Consider the following 22,035-nt stretch of genomic DNA (forward strand, 5'->3'; position numbering starts at 1 on the left):
AGGGGAACTATGTCGAGACAACGTGACTATCGAGATTACGAGGATGATTATAACGAATCGTCGTATCATGAGCGCCCCCTTTCTAACCGTAGGCCAGCTAGAAGAAATGACTATTACGAAGAGGAATACGATGATCGGAGATCCTATCCACCTCAGCGACCGATGAATCGAGGGCGAGAAAATGGGTACTCACGTCGGTCTGTCCCTTCTTCGCGGGATTCCTATCCACCGAGAGGGAGGCTAAATCGACAAGGGTATTCACGACCACGACCCAATAACTATGGATACGAACGGGAACCGAGGGAATCACCAAGGCCAAGACCTCAGCGACCAAGACCTGCGCAACAAAGAACACCGACTCTGCAAACAGCCAAGAAATCTACGAATCGTAAGATTTTCTTGTTTGCCTATAACCTGTTCTTTTACACATTGACGATTGGGATTCTGTTAAGTTCTCTAATGTTTGCCTTTAGCGAGAAATCCGATGCGGCTATTTTAGGCCATCGCTTTTATCAGGTATTGACGGATTCGATGGCACCACAGGCAGATTCACCTAAAGGCGGCTTCTATGCAGGGGATATCGTGATTGTCAAGTTAATGAATGGTTCCGAGGTCAAAGAAGGCGATGTTGTAACGTTTCGGGTAGGCGAAGGAGATCGTTACTTAACACACAGAATGGTGGAACGTCTGGATGAATTGAATGGGGAAAAAGGGGAGTATATCGTCACTAAAGGAGATGCCAACAAAACCAATGATCCGCCCATAGCAGCGGATCGGGTTTACGGCAAAGTAACGTTTGTCATCCCTAAGATGGGGACTTTCTTAGCCTTTATACAAACAAACGTCTGGTTATGTTTGGTCTGCGCCTTGTCAACTTTTGGCTTTTTCTTGGTATTAAAAGCCTATTTTTTACCACCAGAAAAAAGCACGAATCCTGCTCATTATCCATCAAGGATATAGCATTTGTCTAATCACAAATGTTTATATAAAAAATACAAATTAAGGGGAGAAAAGAAATGAAAGAACGTAAAAAGAAAAAGTTGTTGGCTATTGCTGCATTGCTTGCATTAGTTGCGGTAATCTCAGGGACATTTGCCTGGATCACGTCACAACAACAACGGATTAACCGAGTGGAGTCAGCTGCAGTGGTTGACGACAGTGTGACCGTCAATGAAAAATGGGAACCAAAACCAATGGTTCCAGGAACCGAAGCAACCAAGGAAGTAAGTGTCACCAACACAGGAAATGCCAATGTATTTGTTCGGGTTTCTTATGAAGAAGTGCTGAAGCATTTAGCGAGTAAAGGGGTAGTCTCTCATGGTGACAACACAGTAACTGGGGCAAAATACGATCCAAGTGCTACGAATACATTAACTTCTCATGTTCCAGTTAAATACAGTGCCGATAAAATCAGTGCAACGAATGGCTTTTCTGAAGTAACGGATCCAAGTACCCAAGTGACTGGATTAGAAGCAAAGACGAAGTTGTTTGTCAAAGGTGGGTTAACAATTGATCCTACGACAAGCGAACGTTCAGTTAGTTACGAAGCAGTCGTTGTTCATGAATATGCGACTGGTGAATACCAAGCAATGCAATATACCGTTTCACCAACAGATGCTATTGCAGACAGAGCTCTTGCGGCAAAAGATTGGAAATTTGCCATTAGTGACTTGAAGTATAGCTATTATGCAGGTGGTTACCAAAATGCAGTGATGAACTGGGCGAAGTCTTCTTTACCGAACAAAGACAACACGCTTACTGGTCATGCATTATTGGGAACTACAGGAAATCGTCATGGCGTTGACTATGATTACACAATTGGAACATTAGGAATTGCTTCTATTCCAACACCAACTCCAGCAGCGGATGCCGATCAAATTCCATTGGCTAATAACGATGTGAAGGGTGTTCAAGCAGATAAGATCGGTTTAAGCAAAAACCACATTCGGATTGGCTATAGCACAGACATCACCACCGTTGCTGCTTTAACTGCAACTAAATGGGTTTACAACAAAGACGATGGCTGGTTCTACTTCACAGAGCCATTGAAACCAAGTGTAACGACGCCTGATTTATTGAAAAAATTAATCTATGACAAAGATTTAGGTGGCGAATATACCAATGCGACCTATGATTTAGTCGTGAAAATGGAAGCAATTCAAGCAACGGAAGAAGCATTGAAGGATTCAGCTGGTTGGGATCTGGATGGTGCAACAACAGGTAGTGATACCGATACAATTGTGCAACAATTGGTTGCTCGTATCGGAGCATAAAAATATGAGATGGACTGGGGAGGAGGAGGTGTATGAACTACCTAAAATCAATGGTTATTCGTTTATTGGGCATTTCTCTTTTCCTCCTGTCTTTTGGCCACGGGGTAGTCAGTGAAGCGGCGAATACATTACCACCAGGGTTAGTCATCGCCGATTCAGAAGGGATTTATGTCACTTCTGAAGGAGAGTATTACATTGATTTACAGGATATTCTCCCAGGTGAAACCTATGAAAAAGAAATCACTATACGCAGTTTGGATCTGGAAGAACCTTTTTCTTTAGGATTGTTGGTCGAAGAGTTTTCCTCCAGTGGTTCCGTTCTGTGGAAAGAGCATATCACGATGACGTTGATGCTGGACGGGAAAGAGCTCTACAAGGGACCGATGTTAGGCAATGGTGAATTTGACTGGTCGAAGATACCGTTGGAACTGGGCGTTTGTAAGTATGGTACCGATAAGCTATTAACTGCCAAATTTACACTGGACTCCAGTTTGACGAATGAAGACCTGCGGGAACAAAGCCAGTTAGAGTTTTACTGGACGTTTGTGGGCACTAGAGATCAACAGCCCACAAAACCAACGGAACCTTCTACTTCCGACTCATCAACACCGACAGTTCCGTCTGATTCTGGAACAGGGTCAGAACCTAGTCGCAGCAACTTGCCAAATACTGGGGGTAGTCCCCAAGCCTCCGGTTCTGGCAAACGGTTGCCGCAAACAGGTGAACAGATTGTGTATATGTTTCTAAGCGGCATGTTGCTGGTGCTCATTGTTTTATTTCTATGGAAAAAACGTCGAGAGGAGGAGCAGGAATGAACCAAAAGGAAAAACGAAAGCATTTGTTTCGGACCTTTGTTCGCAGTAAAGGAATATTCGCCTGCTTCTCTCTGGTGTTGAGTCTGTTACTAATAGTAGGCAGTACCTATGCCTGGATTACATCTGATGATGAACGAGTGAATCGCAGTGAAGCGACGCGTAAACAATTATCCGCTCGAATAGACGAAGACTTTGATCGGGTTTTTCACTGGGCCCCTGGGACAACTCAGACTAAAAGCATTCGAGTAAAAAATGATGGAGAAATGCCCACATTGGTTCGAGTGAAACTAGAGGAATCCTTTGTCAGCTTTGAAGTGGACAAAACTGATAATCATCGAGAAGATGCCAATCCGGAAAACAATCGTCATGGAAATGCCAATCTGAAAGTGTACGATGCACCAAGTACTATGACACCCATAGATGTTAAAAAAGTTGATACTTGGACCCTTGGGAATACCTATGAGGTGAGTGCCAACAAGCATTACAAAGCAACTATGGCGGTTAGGAATCAACTTTATGTATATGGCAGTCCACGGACAACTCCATTATCTGAAATTGTCTTAAATTTCACTCCAAATCGTGTCATTGATGATAGCAATGACATTTCAGGAAAAAGCGAGTATTGGTTTTATGAAGACGGCTATTTCTACTATTCTGAAATACTGGACCCTGGCGAACAAACCCAAGCCTTATTGGCGAGTGTGAGTCTAGGAGCAAATTACGCCAATGAGTACAAAGGTGCCTTGTATAAGCTGGTCCCTGAAATGGATGCACATGATATTTCCAAGACCTTCGTGGACGATTGGGCTATTGATGGAAAAAAAGTGAAAAAGGTTTATGAAGGCAACAGTCGATTACTTTACTTGAAGAATGAAGGTGGATAGGATGAAAAAACAAAAAAGAATAACTCACAAACCTATCTACTTAGTAGTGCTTTTTGGCTGCCTTCTTCTTTTGATTGGTGGCGGGTATTTCGTGTATGCGGCAATGACCGCTCAGGATCGGAAGGAAAATGATTTTCAGGTCGGACAGGTAGAGACCCAACTATTGGAAGACTTTGATGGTATTACAGAAATAGAATTAGACGAAAGTGTCGAAAAGGAAGTCGTAATTAAAAATACCGGAACGATCAAACAGTTCATTCGTGTGATGGTCATGCCAGAGGTTCGAGGACCGGTTGCTGGAGATACAAATCAGCAGGTCTTGCCTTTAATCATTGGCAGGGATATTTTCTTAGAGGGGATGGTAACTGCGGATTGGACAGATGGCGGCGATGGTTATTACTACTATATTAAGGAAGCCGTTGATCCCAAAGATTCGACTAGTAAACTGTTTGAATCCATTAGATTATCGGATAGCTTAGCAGGTCAGTATCATCAAACGGATTTTTCCATCTATTTAAAGGTGGAAACTGTAAACTGTGCCGAGTTTGCTTATCGTGATGCGTGGTGGCAGGGAGTAACTCCAACAGCATCTCCACTTAAAGAAGTAAGCGATGCACTAAAAACAAAGGTAGATAATTAGCAGGATACAGTTTCCCCACTGTGTCCTAAAAATGAAGGAACAACACTCATGAAGTGAGTGTTTTACGACTAAAGCATTGATTTGATGAGTATTGTGAAAGGGGAATCGAAGCGATGGGAAAGAAGAAAATAATGAAGAATTTTTTTATTAATAAGAGAATAAGAAAAATCACAGGGATGGTTTTCATTCTAGCTTTGATAAGTATTGGTTCAGTTGTAGCAATTGGTAATTTGCAGAATAGAAAGGATGAGGTATCTGCACACCCAACAAGTACAATAACATTAGATGAAGGTGGATCTCATGAATTTATACTTCCTACGGATGCACATAGGCTAAAGGAACAGATTTTGATGGGTGATCCCAGGTATCAAGATTTTCTACAAGGAGAAAGAATCGCTGGTGCATTGACTAAATTGAACTTAGAAAGCTATTCAGAGCAGTCACTTCTTCATTTTGAATCAGTTCAAAGAACAGGCGATGGAAATTGGGTAATGGGGATCAATTTCAGACAAGATTGGTACACTCAACAAGGGGAGCCAAGAGCATATCAAAAGTATATTGTTAAGGTGAATAATGATGGAGAAATATTAAATATCTATAATGTTGCAAGCGGTGAAGATTTTTTTACTTCAAGTAACAATACTGATGATGATCTTCGATTAGCTGTAGATGGGGGAGGTTTAGTAGTAGAAGCTGGAAGGGTATCGATGTGGTACTTGGGATATTCCCCAAATGAAGAAGATGCAATATTGAGGCATGTGACTCTTAATGAAAATCTTGATCCGGCTTCAGCTTCATATACAGAGGGAGATTTTAGCGGAAATCCCACACCTGCTAATTCATCAAGACTCATTTTTAGAAAGGATATTGTTGATAATGACACCTGGTATACAGGAAACTCTCTTGTTCCACTTCATCAAGAAGATACTTATCAGCCAGAATCCAGCCTATTGCGTGTAAACAATCAAACAGGAACAGTTTCAGAAGATATCATGATAACATATCCTACACTTAATCAACTAAATAGTGGTGTCACAGATATAACTACGGGAATTCTATGTATTCAAGGATTAAATGTTACTAAAACATCTGATGGAGGACTTATGTTGTATGGGCGTATATACCATGCATCACCAAGTGGTTCAGAAATAACGCCATCTCAACATATAATAAAATTTGATTCTGCAGGTTCTTACGAGTGGTCCTGTAATGTAGTGGGAGGATCGTACAGATTACAAGGTGATTTAAGTAATAGTGATCAAATTGTAGCCTTGGAAATAGCACCAACTAGTAATCGATTAATTAGTATCGATACTAGTAGTGGAACATTAACAGAATTGAGAAAATTTCCATTGGGAACAGAAATTTCAATTATCAAAAACCCTAGCATAGCTTATGATTCTGAATTTGATTTTTATGGAGTTGTCCGAAATATGGAAGATGATTTTGCTGGATATTTAAATGGTCCAGGTGTTGTAATGGGGACTCTGAATGATGACTATTCCGTAAATAGTGCAAACTTTATCAAAGCAGATGCCGAAGTGTCAGTTGAAGAAATGATTGCCATTCCTGGAACTAATCAATATTTCATTTATGGGCTTACAAATAGTAGGACATTTTCAAATGAGCCAGTAGAAGGTTGGAAAGAGCATAGGCCAAATCTTGGGGATCATGATATGTTTTTTGGAAGTGTAAGAAAAGATGAAGATTTCTCCCCAGTAATCGCTCCTAGAGGTGATTTATCAAGAGATATCCTTGTTAATATTGACGATCCAGATATCAAAAAAGCTGAAACGAATAGTTATGGATGGACAATGCTAGATAATTGGTTAGTCACAGGGACAAAAGACGGTAATTTAACTGATCCATTATCAATAAAAGTTTATGACAGTGCGGACATTAAAAATCCAGATATAGCACCTACTACTATGGAAAGGCAAGAGTGGTTGGAAAAAAGAATCAATCGAAATCCTAGAGATATTTCTGCAGAGATTGAATGGGGGAAATTAGGATTTGATATCACTACTACAGGACCACAACTGATCACTTATTTTGTTACTGATTCTCAAAATCAAGCGGGTGTCACTTCTCGCTGGGTGAACAAAAAGAGTGAAGAAACCGTTGTTGATGAAGATGATAAGTACGCGTTAGATGCACAAAACTTTCACATTCCGTTATCTAGTATTGATACAGCCATTCCGGATGAAGACACATTTAAAGAATTGGCAAAAACGATGGCTTGGAGTTTAACTAAACATGAAAGTACGGATGGTGATCAAGGTAATGGCTTAGATGAGGATGGCGCTGATTCCAGCAAACTCTCACCGAAAGTAACAGTGGATATTAATCAGTTAAAAGCCTTGAGAGAAGCCACAGTCGCTAAACCTTACCCAGTGGATGTGACCTACAAACCTGAAAGCGGGATTGAAATTAAGAATCGGGTTTGGGTCTTTGTTACTACCAAAAATACAGTACCAAATAGTGAAACTAATCCAAAAGTAACCCCTGCTGATACCAATGGTGTGGTCTATTATGCAGATGATTATTCTTTGCCGTTCCGTTTAAGAAGTGGCCATACTGCAGCCGATGTTTTGGATCGAGGCAATGTGCGGGTTTATGACTATTATGATTCTAAGCACGAAACAGATGCTGAATTGCCTGTGTTGGCAGATAAGACGACTAATCCTGGCGATCTAACAGTCCTTAGACTTAACGGAATTAATTCCGCTACTCAACCGGGCTTGATTGCTTTCAGTCCCAAAGATGGAACTGAGATGATCCAATATGAATGGGGTGGAGCTGTGGATGACAATCATCAATCAGGAACCGCAAAACCAACATTGGGTGGACTAGATGTCAAGTTAACTGGTGATATTCTTCTACACGTACGTCAGGTGATTGTAGATGATTCTAATCAATTGGTTGTACCAGAAGAAGGCTATTTGAGAATGGCGACGAATGAATACGAGGGGATGTCGGGAACAACTACGGAAAATGCAGATCAGTTAAGACAGGTAAAGATTTCATCTGGAAAGAATGCTGATAATCCAGGCTTTGAAACGATTGCTGTGAATGCTGAACACATGGACGATCCTCTGGATGAATTGGAGTTGAAATTGATAAATCCCGAATACTATGAAATAGCAGGCAACTATTTAACGTTAGGAAATGTGGACGCGAACGGCACTAGTCATGTAGGAAAAACTGAAGCAGACAGCAATAAAGCTTCGTTAATTTTCCAACGAGATGATCTCTACGATGATGAAGAATACTTTATTACTATTTATCTAAAACCGAAGCTGAATCAAGAAGGTCCACAACCCTATAGCTGGGATTACAAGAAAAATGATCTAGGAAAAATCAAAACCAAGTAAACGAAAGAGGCGAGGCAGGATATGGTCTATCTATTATTACTAGTATTAGGCCTGATTGTATTGGTTCAAAGCTATTTACTGTTCTCGCTGATGCGAAATCAACAGGATTTACAAGAAAAGGTGACTCGGTTGTTGTCGAGAAGGCCGCAACCGAGTAATGCTAAGCGAAAAACTCCAACAGAAAGAGGCAGGACACGATGAATCTTGGCTATGCACGCGGGTATCAACTCACCCAACAATTGGATATGCTGGAAGATTACCCAGTGGATGAACTCTTTTCTGATGGGGCGCAGGAAGTAGAAGCTCTGCATTCACCGACAAGCGAATTTCAAGCCTTAATGAACTTTGCTCAGCCGGGGGATCATTTGGTGATTGCTTCATGGGAAGTTGTTTCCCGAGACTATCGCCAGTTGTTGGTTTGCCTAGATCAACTGGAAACACAAGAACTGACATTAGATGTACTCAATCTTCCACAACTCACTATTGAAGAATGGCGCCAGGTTTTTCGCTGGTCATTACGCAACGATCGCCTACTCCATCCAGTACTGGTTAAAGCTGGCAAAGAAAGAGAACGCAGTAAAGATGCTTACTCTCTGTTCAGCAAAGAACCAGAAGCACGAAAACTCTATCGTGAAATGATTTGGCTGCTGGTAGAAAAAATTTCGGTTCGTCAAGTAGCCCAACAAAAACGAGTACCTATTGAAACAGCCTATCGTGTTCAACAAGAATTGAAACAGGTTCAACTAGCAGCCATCTTAGTGATTTGTTTCCTACTGGCAATTTTTAGTATTAAATTAGCTGAATCCTATTTTGATCAACTTTGGATTCAGATAGTCATTTGTGTGATTGTAACGCTAGTTATCTTGTGGAATGTCTTGATTGATACCGAAGAAACTGAGACAAAGCCACCTATAAAAGAGAAGAAAAAACCAAAAATTTGAAGAGAAGGTGAATCCCCATGCAACATGTACTTATTTTAACGAAAAATGTTTTATCCGAAGAACCACTGATTCAACAGCTTCATTATCTGAATTATGAAGTTTTATGTTCGGCAGATTTGATTCAATCCTTGCAGCAAGGAAGAATGTCACCGGTTATTTCTTATTTCCATCTAGTGATTATCAGCGAAACGGTAAGCAACAGTGAAGCTGAACAGCTCTTACCAACATTGAGTCTTTATGCTTTGGCAGTTATTAGGGTAGGAGAATCACTGCCTACCAGTGAAAAGACTGCGTGGCAGGAACAAGGGATTCATCATTGGATTACCAAGAGCCCTACCATTCAAGAACTGCGGGAAGGACTAGTAGAGGCAATTCGCATATTAGAAGACCAACGAGTGAGTGCCAATCAAATTCTGAATTTTCCAATGAGTGAAGTTGCTACTGAAGTGACGGGTGTATTAAGAAAGATTCATAAGAGCTTTTCTAAGACTGAGAAGAAGGTATTTGATCGTTTATTATGGGCACAAAGTCATGGTGGTGTATTGTCCAGAAAGGAATTGTGCGAATACCTATGGGAGGATGGACAGACTTCCTCCAATATGAGTCAGCTATCTTGTTTAATTAATAAAATCAAAGTGAAATTTGAGCAAATTGGTTTTACTCATGAGATTATTACGACCTTATGGGGAAGAGGCTACAAGCTGAATGAAGAATTTTATCAACGCTGGTTAACAGAGGAGCAGGAAGCAGCCTTGTTTTCTCCCCAGTCAGTCATTTAGGGTAGAAAAGAAGTTGAGGTTGATCCAGAAGTCTTAGCAAAGAGAAACTAACGAAAGATAGCTGAACGATTATATTCTATTTATGATGATAGAATACAATCGTTCAGCTATTTATTTGCTTTTCTAATTGGTTTCAAGCTCTCAGTTTAAGTGACCTGCTTTCTCATACTTAAGATAAACAATATCCTGAATAAAGATCGAATACTGGAAGATATCTAACTGGATGGTAGTTTCTAGTTATAAAATCTAGAATTTCATAAGGCAATAACAGAAACTAATAGCCTGTTTCTATTTTATGAAATCCCTGGGAAAAGAGCATAGTCCCTCTGCAATTATCAAATACAATGCAGCCTATGAGGGAACATGAAGTACGATCAGAAACAAAGGTTTTTTAGGAATTCACTAAAGCTATCATTTATTTGTATAAAGTATGGTTATTACACATCCTAGCTCTCCCGAGTTTAGGCTATTTTTTTTAGAAATACGGTCAATCACTCAAGAATCCCAAGTAGTAACTTGTTCAGAAAAATCACTAGTGAAAAACCAAAAAAGGCATCCGAAAGATGGTAAGTGTGATTCGGGTTTAGTACAGGATGAAATTAACAGAAATTCATAGAAATAATTTATTTAGATTAGTGGAAAAATTGAGGAGTCGCAGCAAAGTATTTAGAACATACTTTTTCTCAAATATGAGTTTTTGAGAGGTAAGAGCCTAATTGCAGCTGGAAAATGAGCGAACGTTCGTTAATAGATTGGTCATAGAACCTTTTTGAATAAAAAATATAATAAAATAGTGAAAAATAGTTGGGTTAGTTGTAATATAAAAAAGCTTGATCCCTTTTTATTTCAAGCGAAAATATATCACTAGCTGATTTTCTTTGATTGTTTAATTCTAGGAAAAACCTAATAAAAACAAATAATTTCTTTCTATTCGAATTATAGTATATTGGAAAAATTTCGTCAATATTCTTTTATAAATTAAAGTTTTTGGATAGAAAAACGAAAGACAAAGTGTTTTCTATTTTTGAATTGAAATAAAATGCACCTTGGAGGATTGTATTTTTAGGATTTCTTTGATTTTATTCGCCGTCAATTAAGCCGTCAAAAAATCAAATTAGGATACGATCAAATTAAAGGAGTGTTTTGCATGGCTCGCAGAGGAGAAAATATTTACAAACGAAAAGATGGCCGGTGGGAAGGGCGGTACATCAAAGGAAGGAAAGCCAATGGTAAGATTCATTATGGTTATGTCTATCGCCGGACCTTCAAAAAAGTACGAGAAGTTTTATTGAAACTGAAATTTAACTATCAAGAGATTCAAGCAGATCAAGGGGATTATTCAGGAAGTGTAGAGGACTGGCTGATGTATTGTATTCACCAAAAAAAGGCTCAAGTGAAACCTTCAACCTTGATAACCTATCAATACAAGGTTGAAAAATATGCATTACCTTACATTGGAGAACAACCCCTTCGTACATTGACGAAGCGGACCATTCAAAACTGGGTGGAGACTCTGGAGAAAGGATCATTGGGCAGTACCACGATCCATGCAGTTTTCAAGATGATTCGACGGTTTTTAACCCAAGCGTTCAAAGAAGGGTACCTAAAAAAAGATCCGTGCCAAGAGATTTGCCTACCGGCAAAAGTGAACAAAAAGGTGGAACCCTTAACTGTTCAAGATCAGCGAAAGATAGAAAAAGTTGCTGCTCAGGAGGTAAATGGCGCACCTGTCCTACTTGCTTTACAAACAGGAATGCGTATTGGTGAATTGGCTGCTTTGCAGTGGCAAGATATTGATTTCGCGGCTAATTTGATCCATGTACGTCACACCTATCAACGCATTCTAACAGCGGGACAAGGCACTGAATTGCAATTGGGAAGGCCTAAAACAAGGGCTTCTGAACGCGTCATTCCTTTAGCTGGTGGGGTAAAAAAATGGTTGCTTTCATGGAAACAGGAAGAGAATCAATCCTTTGTTTTTCAGGTGAAGGATCATCCGATGGAGCCGCGTCTAATTACGTATCATTTCAAACAAATTTGCAAAAAAGCGGGGGTTCAAGACTGTCATTTTCATAAATTACGCCATACGTTTGCCACTCGCTTGCTGGAAAAACAGGGAACCATTGCGGGGATCAGTGCTTTATTGGGGCATTCATCGACACAAATGACTTTAGATATCTATACAGGCTCTGATTTAACTGAGCGGCGTAAAATGTTGAATCGCTTAGAAATGGGCTGGATGATCTAGTCTTATTTCAGGCTGCGTTTAAGTTGAAAGATCTGAATAAAAAGGAAGGCTGCGATAAAACAAAAATGAAAATTAAATTAAAAAAACCAAGCTTTTCCATTGGAGGAGCTTTTTTGTCTTTTTTAGATAACGAATGTTATTTTATAGGCTGTTTTTCTTTCAAATAAGAGAGCTGGTTTTGATTTATACGCCGTCCATTCGCCGTCAAATGACCTATGAAACCCTGATTGTATCGGCTTTTTCCTAGAATTAAACAGTTCAGGAAAAATCTGCGGACTATTCTGCTTGTGCCAACAATCAGGAATACCACGCAGTATGCCTTTGAAGGGGGGATGTCTATCGCAACGATAGAACACTTTAGAATTTTAATTAGATATTAACGATTAGTATTAAATAAGGGTTTAGTGCTAAAGAAAAAGAAACAAGGATAGAATATCGACCTCGCCGTCAATTATCCTCAAAAATATCTAATTAAATTATAGCAAGTGAACAAAAAAAAGGATAGAGAAGGAGCTTATTATGAAAAAGAAAAAAAGATGGATAAGCAAGGTAGCGGTTAGTTTAGGGTTATTAACGATGTTAGGAGGCGTAGCATTAAGTGCTGGGAGTGCAGCTTATGCGGTTGATCAAGACATCAGCAACAACCCGGTTTCCGATGATACGTCAGATCGTAAGATCACACTTTGGAAATATGAAATCAATAGCTCGGCTGAATTAGGGGAGCGTGGCGACGGGATTAATCCCGATCCTAGTCAAGCACCTAACCTTGCTGGGAAAAAAATGATGGAAGATGTTAATTTTGAAATCATCAAAATCAAACCAATTGGCTCGGCAGAGTTAACTGATCCTTTGAAACAAGTCGAGGGTACGGATTGGGAAGTTGATACGACCAATGCCTTTACCGATAAGGGTGCAACTGATTCAGATGGTAAGTTAGTATTTGATGTAAGTAAAAGTCTAGCGGCAACTGATAAAAAGCTTGCGGATGGGATTTATATCGTTCGTGAAATTCCTGATGCGTCTGGCAACTATACCTATACAAAGCCAGCCGATCCAACCGCAGTACCACCAACTGTTGCTGAACCAGGTATTAAGGTAACCAAACCAATGGATCCATTCTTCGTTTATATTCCTCAAACAAAACGGGATGATACGGGAAGCTTGATCTATGATGTGCATGTTTATCCGAAAAATATTGTAACCAACACTAAATTAGATAAAACAGTTGAAGGCGGAAAAGGCTACTCCATCAAAGCAGGAAATGCTTTCCAATGGGAAGCAACGACTGAACTGCCTGATGGGTTATACGCACTTGCGCCACGGGATATGACGGTCACAAACTATGTTGACCCAGATACGCCAGCTGCACCAGGTGCGGACAAATTCTTTGCTGCAGGGGATGAGATTTACGCTTCATACTTCAGAGTAAGCGATGAAATCAGTAAAGACTTGTTATTAGCAGACGTTGAAGTCTATGCAATCGATAAGACCGGCACGCCAGTGAAGTTAACGAATGGCACTGAATATACTGTTACTTTAGATGGAACAACCATCACTCCTCCAAATAAAGTCGAAGACTTAACTGAGGGAACAGCGAAAAAAGTTGTTGTTAGCTTAACCAAAGCCGGAATGAAAGCAATCGGCGTCAATGAACATCCAAAACTTCAAGTGGTCTACAAAGTAAATACCAACAAAGATTTTAACGGAATGATCTCCAATAAATACAGCATTGATTACCTGCTGCCTGGTGGCACACCAGATACAGGCGAAAGTGATGAGCCAGAATACTACAATGGCGGATTCGACATCAAAAAGGTAAAAACCGATGGAACAACTACACTAGATGGCGCAGAATTCCATATTGCAGAAAATGAAGAAAATGCTGAAAAAGGCATCTTCTTAGCATCTGATGGCAAGTCATACAAAAAAGATACAGATAAATTTGGTACAGCAGATACGTTGCCAACTGGAGTGACTTTCCTAAAAGCAACAGCAGGAGAAGATCCACTGAAACCAGGGATTGCCGAATTTGATGGGTTGAAATTAGACTGGTTTACTGATGATGATGGCGATGGCGAGCAAGATCCTAGCAATCCACTTGAAGCAACGTGGTCTCATGACAAGATCGAAAAGGATTACTGGGTAGTGGAAACAAAAGCACCAACTGGGTATGAATTGTTGAAGGATCCTAAGAAAGTAACCGTTAAATTAGGCACACCAACAACTATTCCACCAGTACCAGGAACTGAAGATGATACTGAAATTGAATTAACCGTAATCAATAATCCTAAAACCGACCTGCCATTTACTGGTGGAACAGGCACAATGCTTCTTGTAGCGATCGCTTTAGGAGCCATCACAATTGGTACAGTAGCTATCGCAATCGATAAAAAGCGTCGCGCAGCGTAAATCAAAGAGCATCACTCTTTACTGAGGATGGCCTCCAGCCATCCTTGGTAAACAAAGTAAGTTCTCAACGTTTTGTTGAAATAGAAGACACCATCAAAAAAGGAAACCAGATGGTGGAAAGGAAAGGAAGACGATGCGAAAAGAAAGCAAAGCAAGAAAAATAGTCACCATCCTTCTTCCTATAATATTTCTGGTTGGAATAGCGATTCTACAAATTCCTAAAGGAGAACTCTTAAGAGCATCAAACACAGACGAATTAGTCAAGGTAAGCCTTGACGGGAAAGAAATATCTTATGATGAATTTAAGACAGAAAAAGAAACAGTTGAATTAACCCTTGAAGCAAAAGAAACACTGCTGTTAGAAATTCCTTACAATGAAAACTTCTCCATTGAGCCTCTGGATGAAAAGAAGAAGCCATTGGGTGTTGAACAGATTGCATCGACAGAATTTAATAAAAATAAAGAAGAACGAATCAAAGAATACACCGAACCAAGCAAAGACGAGAAGTCAGAAAAGGCCACTTGTTTTCGAGTCATCAATGAAGATCAGACCGCCTCTCTTTTTTTCTTTTTAGAAAAGGGACAGACCCAAAATGTAAAAATCAATCGAAATGCAAGTCAAGAGATCAATGTAGAAATTGTCAACGCCGCAAAGCCAGAAGTCAAGCAGATCTTCTTGCAGTTTGCGGAACTGAATCGAGCATTGCATCAAGAAGTGCCAGAGGAAACTTCGTCAACTGAAGAGAAAACCAAAGAGACGAAAACTACGGAATCTGTTGAGAAAAAAGTAGAAGTGAAAGAAGAGCCAAAAGAAGAACCAAAAGAAGAACCAAAAGAAGAACCAAAAGAAGAACCAAAACTAGAAGCAAAACAAACGGAAGCTGAAGTAGCAGAGGAAGAAGAACCTGTTTCTGAGGAGAAGCAGGCAGATTCTAATGAGGAAGCTGTATCAGAAGAAAAAGACGAAGAAACGAAAAAAGAAGAATATCCAGCGTTAGGAACACCAGAAAGCTATAAAAATATGTTGGCAGTAAAAACTGCAAAAACAAAAAAAACAATAGACGAATTGGAAAAAGAATCATACGAAGAAAAAGATTCTTTAAAAAATCCTAAGTGGTTAGAAAGCAATTCAACTAAAAAGGAAAAGGGCAGTCGTGCTGCTTCACCCATTGTGGTAAGAGATGTTAATGTTCGAACAAAGACGGGAACAAGCGCATTTGATCCGGATAACAATGAGGGGCATGACTCTAGTGAAGACAACAATATTGTCCGAACGTTTGACCAAGTGAGTTACTTAGTATCTTTTTCTGTTCAAAATAATTCATTGGCTGAAAACTATACAAATATTCGCTATAGAGTGGTTTCTGAATTGTCTAATGCGGTTGTTATTGCTAGCGGTGTACCAAAGAATATTGCAGAAATTGCTAATGGTACTTACGTTGAAAACGGAGATGGATCAAAGCATTCGATTGGGGCAATGGAATCAACGATTTCTGATACAGGACAAATTTTTGTTCCAATTATTTTGAATGTTTATGGTGCAGATCATGGAGATATAGTGCAACCAAAGATTCATATAGAAATTGTCGAAGCAAAGAATATTAAAACAGGTTTGATTGAAACCTTCAAGGATGTATATGACGAAACAGTCACTGCCAAATTAAAAGTTCCAGAAACGAAAATTTCTGCAAAATCATCCGTAGAAGTTAAGCTTGTTGCAGGAGAGGTAGCTCCCGGTTCTGTGATAGGAATTAGTAGTTGGTCTGTGAAAACATTTGATATAGGCGTTACAACTGTGTTGAAACCACTCTCAGGGAGAGCAACCGGCGATTATAGAGGGTCCACTTTTCCAAAAAGCGCGGTTACTTATGCAATTAAACAAAATGCATTTTACCAAATAGGTGGTGGAACTCCCCAGCCCATGCCTACTTCAGCATACAATTCTCCAGCACTGTTTGGTTACGCTGCAGCACTCAAGGATCGAACTACAGCATCTTGGTCAAAAATGGGTACGATTAATGAAAGTCAATTTAAAAAACCTTTAGCTGCACCCCATGGAAAAACGGGAAGTATATACACTTCGCAACCTTCTGGAGATTTGTCAGCAATAGGTGTTTATGACTCTGGTGTCATGAGTCATGGAAGCTGGACCGGTGGCGGATATGGGCACACATTTTCTAATAGCGGCTATGCTAGAACCTTAAACCCTTACACTTACAATATGACCGGTGAACGTACACAAGCAGCAACAGATAAATCTTTTTCCAGCTACGAGTTAGTTTACGGCTGGGATTCCTTTGCGACTATAAATGCTGTAACCACTAACGGGTGGAATCGTTATGAACTGAATTTTTTCATTGATTCCATAAGTTATGATGGCGGAACATATGGGAATAAGACTGAAATTTCATACCCTGATACATTTACTCCCAAAGGTGGATTTGCTGGGGGACCGATATTTATAAAACAACTTTCAGAAATGCCGTTAGTAGAAGAAAATTTGGAAAATAATCATCCAGATACTAATAAAAATCTGGGAGATGCTCAATTGAATCAAGGTGATTCTATCTATTTAGGTAGTTTGGATGTTACAGCTAGAAAAGATGTAAGGAAAATGGAATCTGTGCTTATGTGGGATCCGACAGCATTTACGTACGATCCGACAAGAGATCCGTATGTAAACAGTACTGACAAAGGAGTGACATCAAGCTTTAAATATGGTGTTGCAAAACTTTACACTGATACGCCGCCTTACACTTATAAGATTATAGCTACTACTGCTGCTCAGAAGCTCTACAACTGGTATGACACACCACAGGCTGCTCAAGCTGCAGGATTAATATCTGCTGTGCAAACAACAGTGACATCGACTAATGATTTGGCCAGTAGCAATGGTAATGGCGATTGTAATTTATACCCTAGAATTCCCTTGATAGTGACTTGTTCGCCAGGTGATAAAACTTCTTATGGAAAATCAATTGTTGCAAGGGAAGCCGTTCAATATTTTGGTGCCAGTGATAACTTTTTATTTGATCCGTATTACGAATATGCACCAGCTCATTACAATTATTACCCAACTCAATATGACAGTAACGGAAAAGCAATTGCATTCCCATCTTCTCACTGGAACTGGTTTGGTGAAACAGCGTATGTCAAGAAATTTAGAATCACGACAAAAACAGACGTTGAAAAATCAGCTTATCAATCGAAGGAAGAAATAAACATAAAAATTAATGGAGTGACGGCAGGAACATCAGGAATAAAATATGATGGTGCATTAACCACCACTCTTCCAAAAGGGATTCATTACAAACTTGGAACATCCACTGACGCTTTGGGAAACCCAATAACGGATCCTACACCTGTAAGTAATCCAGACGGAACGACTAGTTTACGATGGGATTTTAGAGATATGCCTTTAACTACTGGGGTTGAAGTTAACTTTACTGCAACTGCCGATTTTACTCAGCTAACGTTTAAGTCTACTGGGTATACCGATACTCTCGAAGTAAAAACAGTAGGGGAAATGTGGGTACAGGGAAACACTGCATTAAAAGACACATCTTCTACAAAAATTCGTTCATCATCTGATACCTTCATTGAACAAATGGTTCAACAGGTTGTTCTAAGTAAATCGACAACGAAACCATTGATTGAAGTTGGTGATAAAGGTCCGTTAGCTGAAAAAACTGAGATTACTTACAAAGTAAAATTGGTGAATGAAAGTGCAGCGCCAATACCAGATGTTCGTTTATTAGAGGTATTGCCTTATGATGGAGACTCCCGAGGAACAATCTTCCAAGGAAGTTATAAAATCACAGATATTCGAGCCAGTGGCGGTGCACAGATTACTTTCAATGATTCTGTTATTAGTGAAAGCAGTGATCCCAACAGTATATCTGGATGGACACCATTCACACTGGGAACACATCCAATTTCCAAAGTAGAAAATGCAAAATCTATTCTCGTAAGCCATGATTCGTTAGGAATCGGTAAAGAAATTGAGCTATCAATCACATTACAACCAGTGAATCAAGAACCTGGAGATGTATTGATTAATAATGCCAGTATGAATTCAAAATTCGATTTGCCAGTTAACTCACAAACTGCTGTAACACGTGTTTATGGCCGCGACCTCACCGGTTATGTCTGGTATGACGATGACTACGATGGCAAAATCGGACTCAAAGAAGACGGAACACCCGAAGATCCAGTGGACAATATTCCCGTTAAGCTCTATCGTACCAGTCAAAAAGATGGCACGTATGTCAAAGAACTGGTTAAGAAAAGTCTGACTGGCGAAGACTTCATTGATCCTGGCACAGGTGATTCCAACATTAAAACAGACACAGACGGTATCTACACATTCGAAAATCTGCCGGAAGGGAAATACATTGCAGAGTTCATGGTTGGCGATTTGGTGGTTCAAAAAATCGTTATTGTCACGAAAAAAGATCAGGACCCTGATGAGACTATAACGTCAAAAGCCGATCCAACCACCTACAAAACAGATGAAGGCAAATACAAGCAACCAGTGTTGGAAGATTTGCCAACAGTTCTTGGCTCTGGCAAAAATGTCCATCATATTACAGACGTCAATGCAGGACTTACCCGTCTATCAACCATTCGACTCTTTAAATATATCGAGGGTACTGCGGTTGATGGCAATGGCAACGGGAAACTGGAAGATGAAGAAATTGAAAAGACCGCTACACCGTTACAATATGCAGAATTCGATTTGTTTGAAGGAAACAGTACGAAGCCAGCGGATAAGATCGGCTCAGCGACGACCGATGAATATGGCTGGTTAGAATACACCGGTCTCCCTCCAGGGGACTATACACTGGTGGAAACCAAAGCGCCTTCTGGCTATGAATTGATTAAAGAGCCAATCAAAGTGAATGTTCCCAAATACAATTATATTGTGAAGGTGTATGTTTCTGATTCTGGAGCGACTCTATTGCCGTTTACGGGTGGAAACAAAGCCATGCAACTTGTTTTAGTGGCTGCGGGCAGCCTGATGCTGATCGGTATGCTGGGCATCGTCCATCAATTTCACCCAATTAAGAGACGAAAGAGGCGAGTAAGATGAAAAAATTAAGTCGTATAGCGCTGCTTCTTATTCTCTCTCTGTCGTATCTGATGCAAGGGGTGCCTGTACATGGACAAGAACCTGCAACTGATACTGAATCAGGCTACAATGTCCACATTCAGAAATACAAGGTGGAAGATGCCGCAACCATTCATGCCCTTCCTTTAGATGGACTCAAGGTAGATCAGGTAACTGACGAACAAGGTAAAGCCTTGGAACCGATGAAAGGTGTGTCCTACAGCATCACCCGGGTTACTCCGATGCAAGGTGGTACAGGATTCGAACCATTAAAAGGGGAAGGTGCCTTCACGACTACCGTAACGACGGACGATAAGGGCATGGCCAGCGTCACTGGTCTCGCTCAAGGGATGTATGAGATTGTTGAACAAGAACATGAGCAGTTGCTGGAAGTCATGGAACCGGTCATTGTGGAGCTGCCGTTCCCGCAACAACAAGGGGAAGCGTTACACGGTGTTTATATCTATCCGAAATCCAGTGCGGTCAGTGATCGTCCAGGGTTATCGGGGACGAAGGGGGATACTCCCGCCCCTGGTACTTCTGCCAAGGATCCTGTGAAGAAGCTGCCACAAACCAGCGGGAATATCGGAACGTATCAGACCCTGCTGTGGATTTTAGCTATGGTGCTTGTCATGGGGCTGGTTGGGATGGTGAACATTCACCGAAAAAGAGACAGTTTTTAACCAAACAGCAATAACGATAAGCAAGACAAAGAATCTGGGATACTTGCAGAGGTGTCCTCGATTCTTTGTTTCTAGTGTAAAACGAACTTAGATGAAAGAAGGAACCAGTGTGAAGCGGGAAAAAAACAAACGAAGAAATTCGTTGCTTAAAAACTTTGCACTGTTGATGATCTTCGGAGGGATTCTGACACTCTTGTACCCAATTGTTGGGAATTATCTGGCCAATCGAGAACGCAGTCAAGCGGTCAGCCAATACGATGACACCATGAGAAAAATGTCAAAAGCAGACAAAGAGAAACAGCTGCAGCTGGCACAAGAATACAATCACTACATATTCAATAAACAAGAGGGAAAAACCACAGGGGAACCGATTGTTTACAACAGCATCATGAAGCAGGGAGATGTCATGGGCACCATTGATATTCCGGCGATTGATATCAAACAGATGCCTTTTTATCACGGGACTTCCTTTAAGACCTTGGATAAGGGCCTAGGGCATTTTGAACCGACCTCGATTCCCATCGGCGGCAAAGATACGCGTGCGGTAATAACGGGTCATAGCGGTGTCCGTAACCAAGTACTCTTTACCGACATACGTAACTTAAAAGAAGGCGATTTATTTTTCATCAATATTTTAGGCAAACGGTTGGCCTATGAAATTGACTCCTTCGAAGAGATTCTGCCGACAGACGCCGATAAAATCAAGATCCAACCCAAAAAGGATAAGGTGACGCTGTTAACCTGTACGCCTCCAGGAATCAACACCTTTCGGCTTCTAGTAACCGGTCATCGGGTGGACTACAACGAGGCGATGCAGCGAAAGGTAAAACAGCGTAATCAATGGAGCTATCAAAATATTGTTTTGGCCACGTTGGGCAGTAATGTCGCAATCTTTCTTCTATTAATGGGGATTTATCAATACAATATTCGGCGCTTCCGTTCGGATGATCCCCTGGTCGCAAGAAAGGCGAGAAAACGTCTGAAACGATTGTTCCTAGTCACAAAAACCTTATTCATTTTACTATTTATTAGTATGGTAGCCGTCATGTGTACAGCAATTTACGGGTATCTTCAGATGGAACAAGAGCCAGCGTATGCGTCAGTCAATATCGGCCAATCAGAAGAGCTGAGCAGTTTCAATCTGGACAAGATCTCACAGGCCACTTATGAGGAGAAACAAATTGCCAGTGTAAAAATTTCGGATTATGCGAAAGCAAAATCAGCCATTCAGACAACAACCAATAATTGGGGAGTAGGTAAAATTGTTATTCCCAAAGTGTCGATAGATTTACCAATCCTGGCAGGTTTAGCCAATGAAAATCTTCTTAGCGGGGCGGCGACGTATCGTCTAGATCAGCAGCTGGGCCGAGGGAATTATGTGCTGTTGGCCCATAATATTTTTGATAAAGATGTTCTGCTGCACCGAATTCAAAATTTAAAAAAAGGCGATCTGATCTACACGACAGATTTCAAAGATATTTATGTCTATGAGGTTTCCTTAAACAAAATTATTGAGGAGACAGAAGTGGACTATGTTGAGAAGAATCCGGCAAATAATCGGGCACTACTGACCCTATTACGGTGTGAAGGGGACATTGGCACAATCTATCGCCGACTGGTTCAAGGGAATCTAAAAAGTATTTTACCGTTGAGAGAAGCTGAAGAGGATTTATTTGATCAAATGAACTTAACGAGAGCGAATACCAAGGTGGATGGAGCGATTTTGAAGGAAGATCCGATTACCACAACGGACCATTGGAGCATGACCTTGGCAGCTAAGATCATTAGTGATCCATTACAAACCGTCGTGCCATTATTTTTATTGTTCTTATTGCCCATTTTATTTTTCAGTTTGATTTAAAAAAGGAAGACAGGGATA

General features: G+C 40.4%; 14 protein-coding genes. All 14 read left to right on the plus strand.

Going from position 1 to position 22,035, the window contains the following annotated elements; genetic code table 11:
• Positions 1-9: 9 nt before the first annotated feature.
• The 14 genes from IGI49_RS16450 to IGI49_RS16515 all read left to right on the plus strand — a co-directional run bounded on the left by IGI49_RS16450 (position 10) and on the right by IGI49_RS16515 (position 22,017).
• The gene (locus tag IGI49_RS16450) at positions 10-960 is read left to right on the plus strand and encodes a signal peptidase I (protein WP_429962552.1); all 951 of its coding nucleotides are present in this window, start codon (positions 10-12) and stop codon (positions 958-960) included.
• A 56-nt stretch (positions 961-1,016) separates the two neighbouring features.
• Entirely contained in the window at positions 1,017-2,273 is a 1,257-nt protein-coding gene (locus IGI49_RS16455; RefSeq protein ID WP_429962553.1) for a hypothetical protein, read from the plus strand.
• A 32-nt stretch (positions 2,274-2,305) separates the two neighbouring features.
• Positions 2,306-3,088, plus strand: coding sequence for an LPXTG cell wall anchor domain-containing protein (locus IGI49_RS16460; protein WP_429962554.1), 783 nt, complete (start codon positions 2,306-2,308; stop codon positions 3,086-3,088).
• Positions 3,085-3,972 carry a BsaA family SipW-dependent biofilm matrix protein gene (locus tag IGI49_RS16465; RefSeq protein ID WP_429962555.1) on the plus strand — a complete coding sequence of 296 codons (888 nt, stop codon included), beginning with the start codon at positions 3,085-3,087 and terminating at the stop codon, positions 3,970-3,972. Before IGI49_RS16460 ends, IGI49_RS16465 begins: the two co-directional genes overlap by 4 nt.
• A 1-nt stretch (position 3,973) precedes the next feature.
• Positions 3,974-4,612 carry a hypothetical protein gene (locus tag IGI49_RS16470; RefSeq protein WP_429962556.1) on the plus strand — a complete coding sequence of 213 codons (639 nt, stop codon included), beginning with the start codon at positions 3,974-3,976 and terminating at the stop codon, positions 4,610-4,612.
• Between the two features lie 113 nt (positions 4,613-4,725).
• Positions 4,726-7,986, plus strand: a complete 3,261-nt coding sequence (locus tag IGI49_RS16475; protein ID WP_429962557.1) for a hypothetical protein — start codon at positions 4,726-4,728, stop codon at positions 7,984-7,986.
• Positions 7,987-8,007: 21 nt separating this feature from the next.
• Positions 8,008-8,187, plus strand: coding sequence for a hypothetical protein (locus IGI49_RS16480; RefSeq protein WP_429962558.1), 180 nt, complete (start codon positions 8,008-8,010; stop codon positions 8,185-8,187).
• A complete protein-coding gene (locus tag IGI49_RS16485) occupies positions 8,184-8,927 on the plus strand; it encodes a recombinase family protein (protein ID WP_429962559.1) in 744 nt (247 codons plus the stop codon). Before IGI49_RS16480 ends, IGI49_RS16485 begins: the two co-directional genes overlap by 4 nt.
• A 17-nt stretch (positions 8,928-8,944) precedes the next feature.
• Positions 8,945-9,706 carry a winged helix-turn-helix domain-containing protein gene (locus IGI49_RS16490; RefSeq protein WP_429962560.1) on the plus strand — a complete coding sequence of 254 codons (762 nt, stop codon included), beginning with the start codon at positions 8,945-8,947 and terminating at the stop codon, positions 9,704-9,706.
• Between the two features lie 1,147 nt (positions 9,707-10,853).
• Entirely contained in the window at positions 10,854-11,954 is a 1,101-nt protein-coding gene (locus IGI49_RS16495; protein WP_429962561.1) for a tyrosine-type recombinase/integrase, read from the plus strand.
• Between the two features lie 519 nt (positions 11,955-12,473).
• Complete coding sequence (locus IGI49_RS16500) at positions 12,474-14,363, plus strand: SpaH/EbpB family LPXTG-anchored major pilin (protein WP_429962562.1); 1,890 nt, start codon at positions 12,474-12,476, stop codon at positions 14,361-14,363.
• A gap of 133 nt (positions 14,364-14,496) precedes the next feature.
• A complete protein-coding gene (locus tag IGI49_RS16505) occupies positions 14,497-19,455 on the plus strand; it encodes a SpaA isopeptide-forming pilin-related protein (RefSeq protein WP_429962563.1) in 4,959 nt (1,652 codons plus the stop codon).
• Positions 19,452-20,156 (plus strand): prealbumin-like fold domain-containing protein, encoded by a 705-nt coding sequence (locus tag IGI49_RS16510; RefSeq protein ID WP_429962564.1) that lies wholly within the window; start codon positions 19,452-19,454, stop codon positions 20,154-20,156. The genes IGI49_RS16505 and IGI49_RS16510 overlap by 4 nt, the downstream gene beginning before the upstream one ends.
• 91 nt (positions 20,157-20,247) lie before the next feature.
• Positions 20,248-22,017 carry a class C sortase gene (locus IGI49_RS16515; RefSeq protein WP_429962565.1) on the plus strand — a complete coding sequence of 590 codons (1,770 nt, stop codon included), beginning with the start codon at positions 20,248-20,250 and terminating at the stop codon, positions 22,015-22,017.
• Positions 22,018-22,035 lie beyond the last annotated feature (18 nt).

The sequence above is a fragment of the Enterococcus sp. AZ071 genome (assembly GCF_050499065.1).
Taxonomy (GTDB): Bacteria; Bacillota; Bacilli; order Lactobacillales; family Enterococcaceae; genus Enterococcus_A; species Enterococcus_A ferrettii.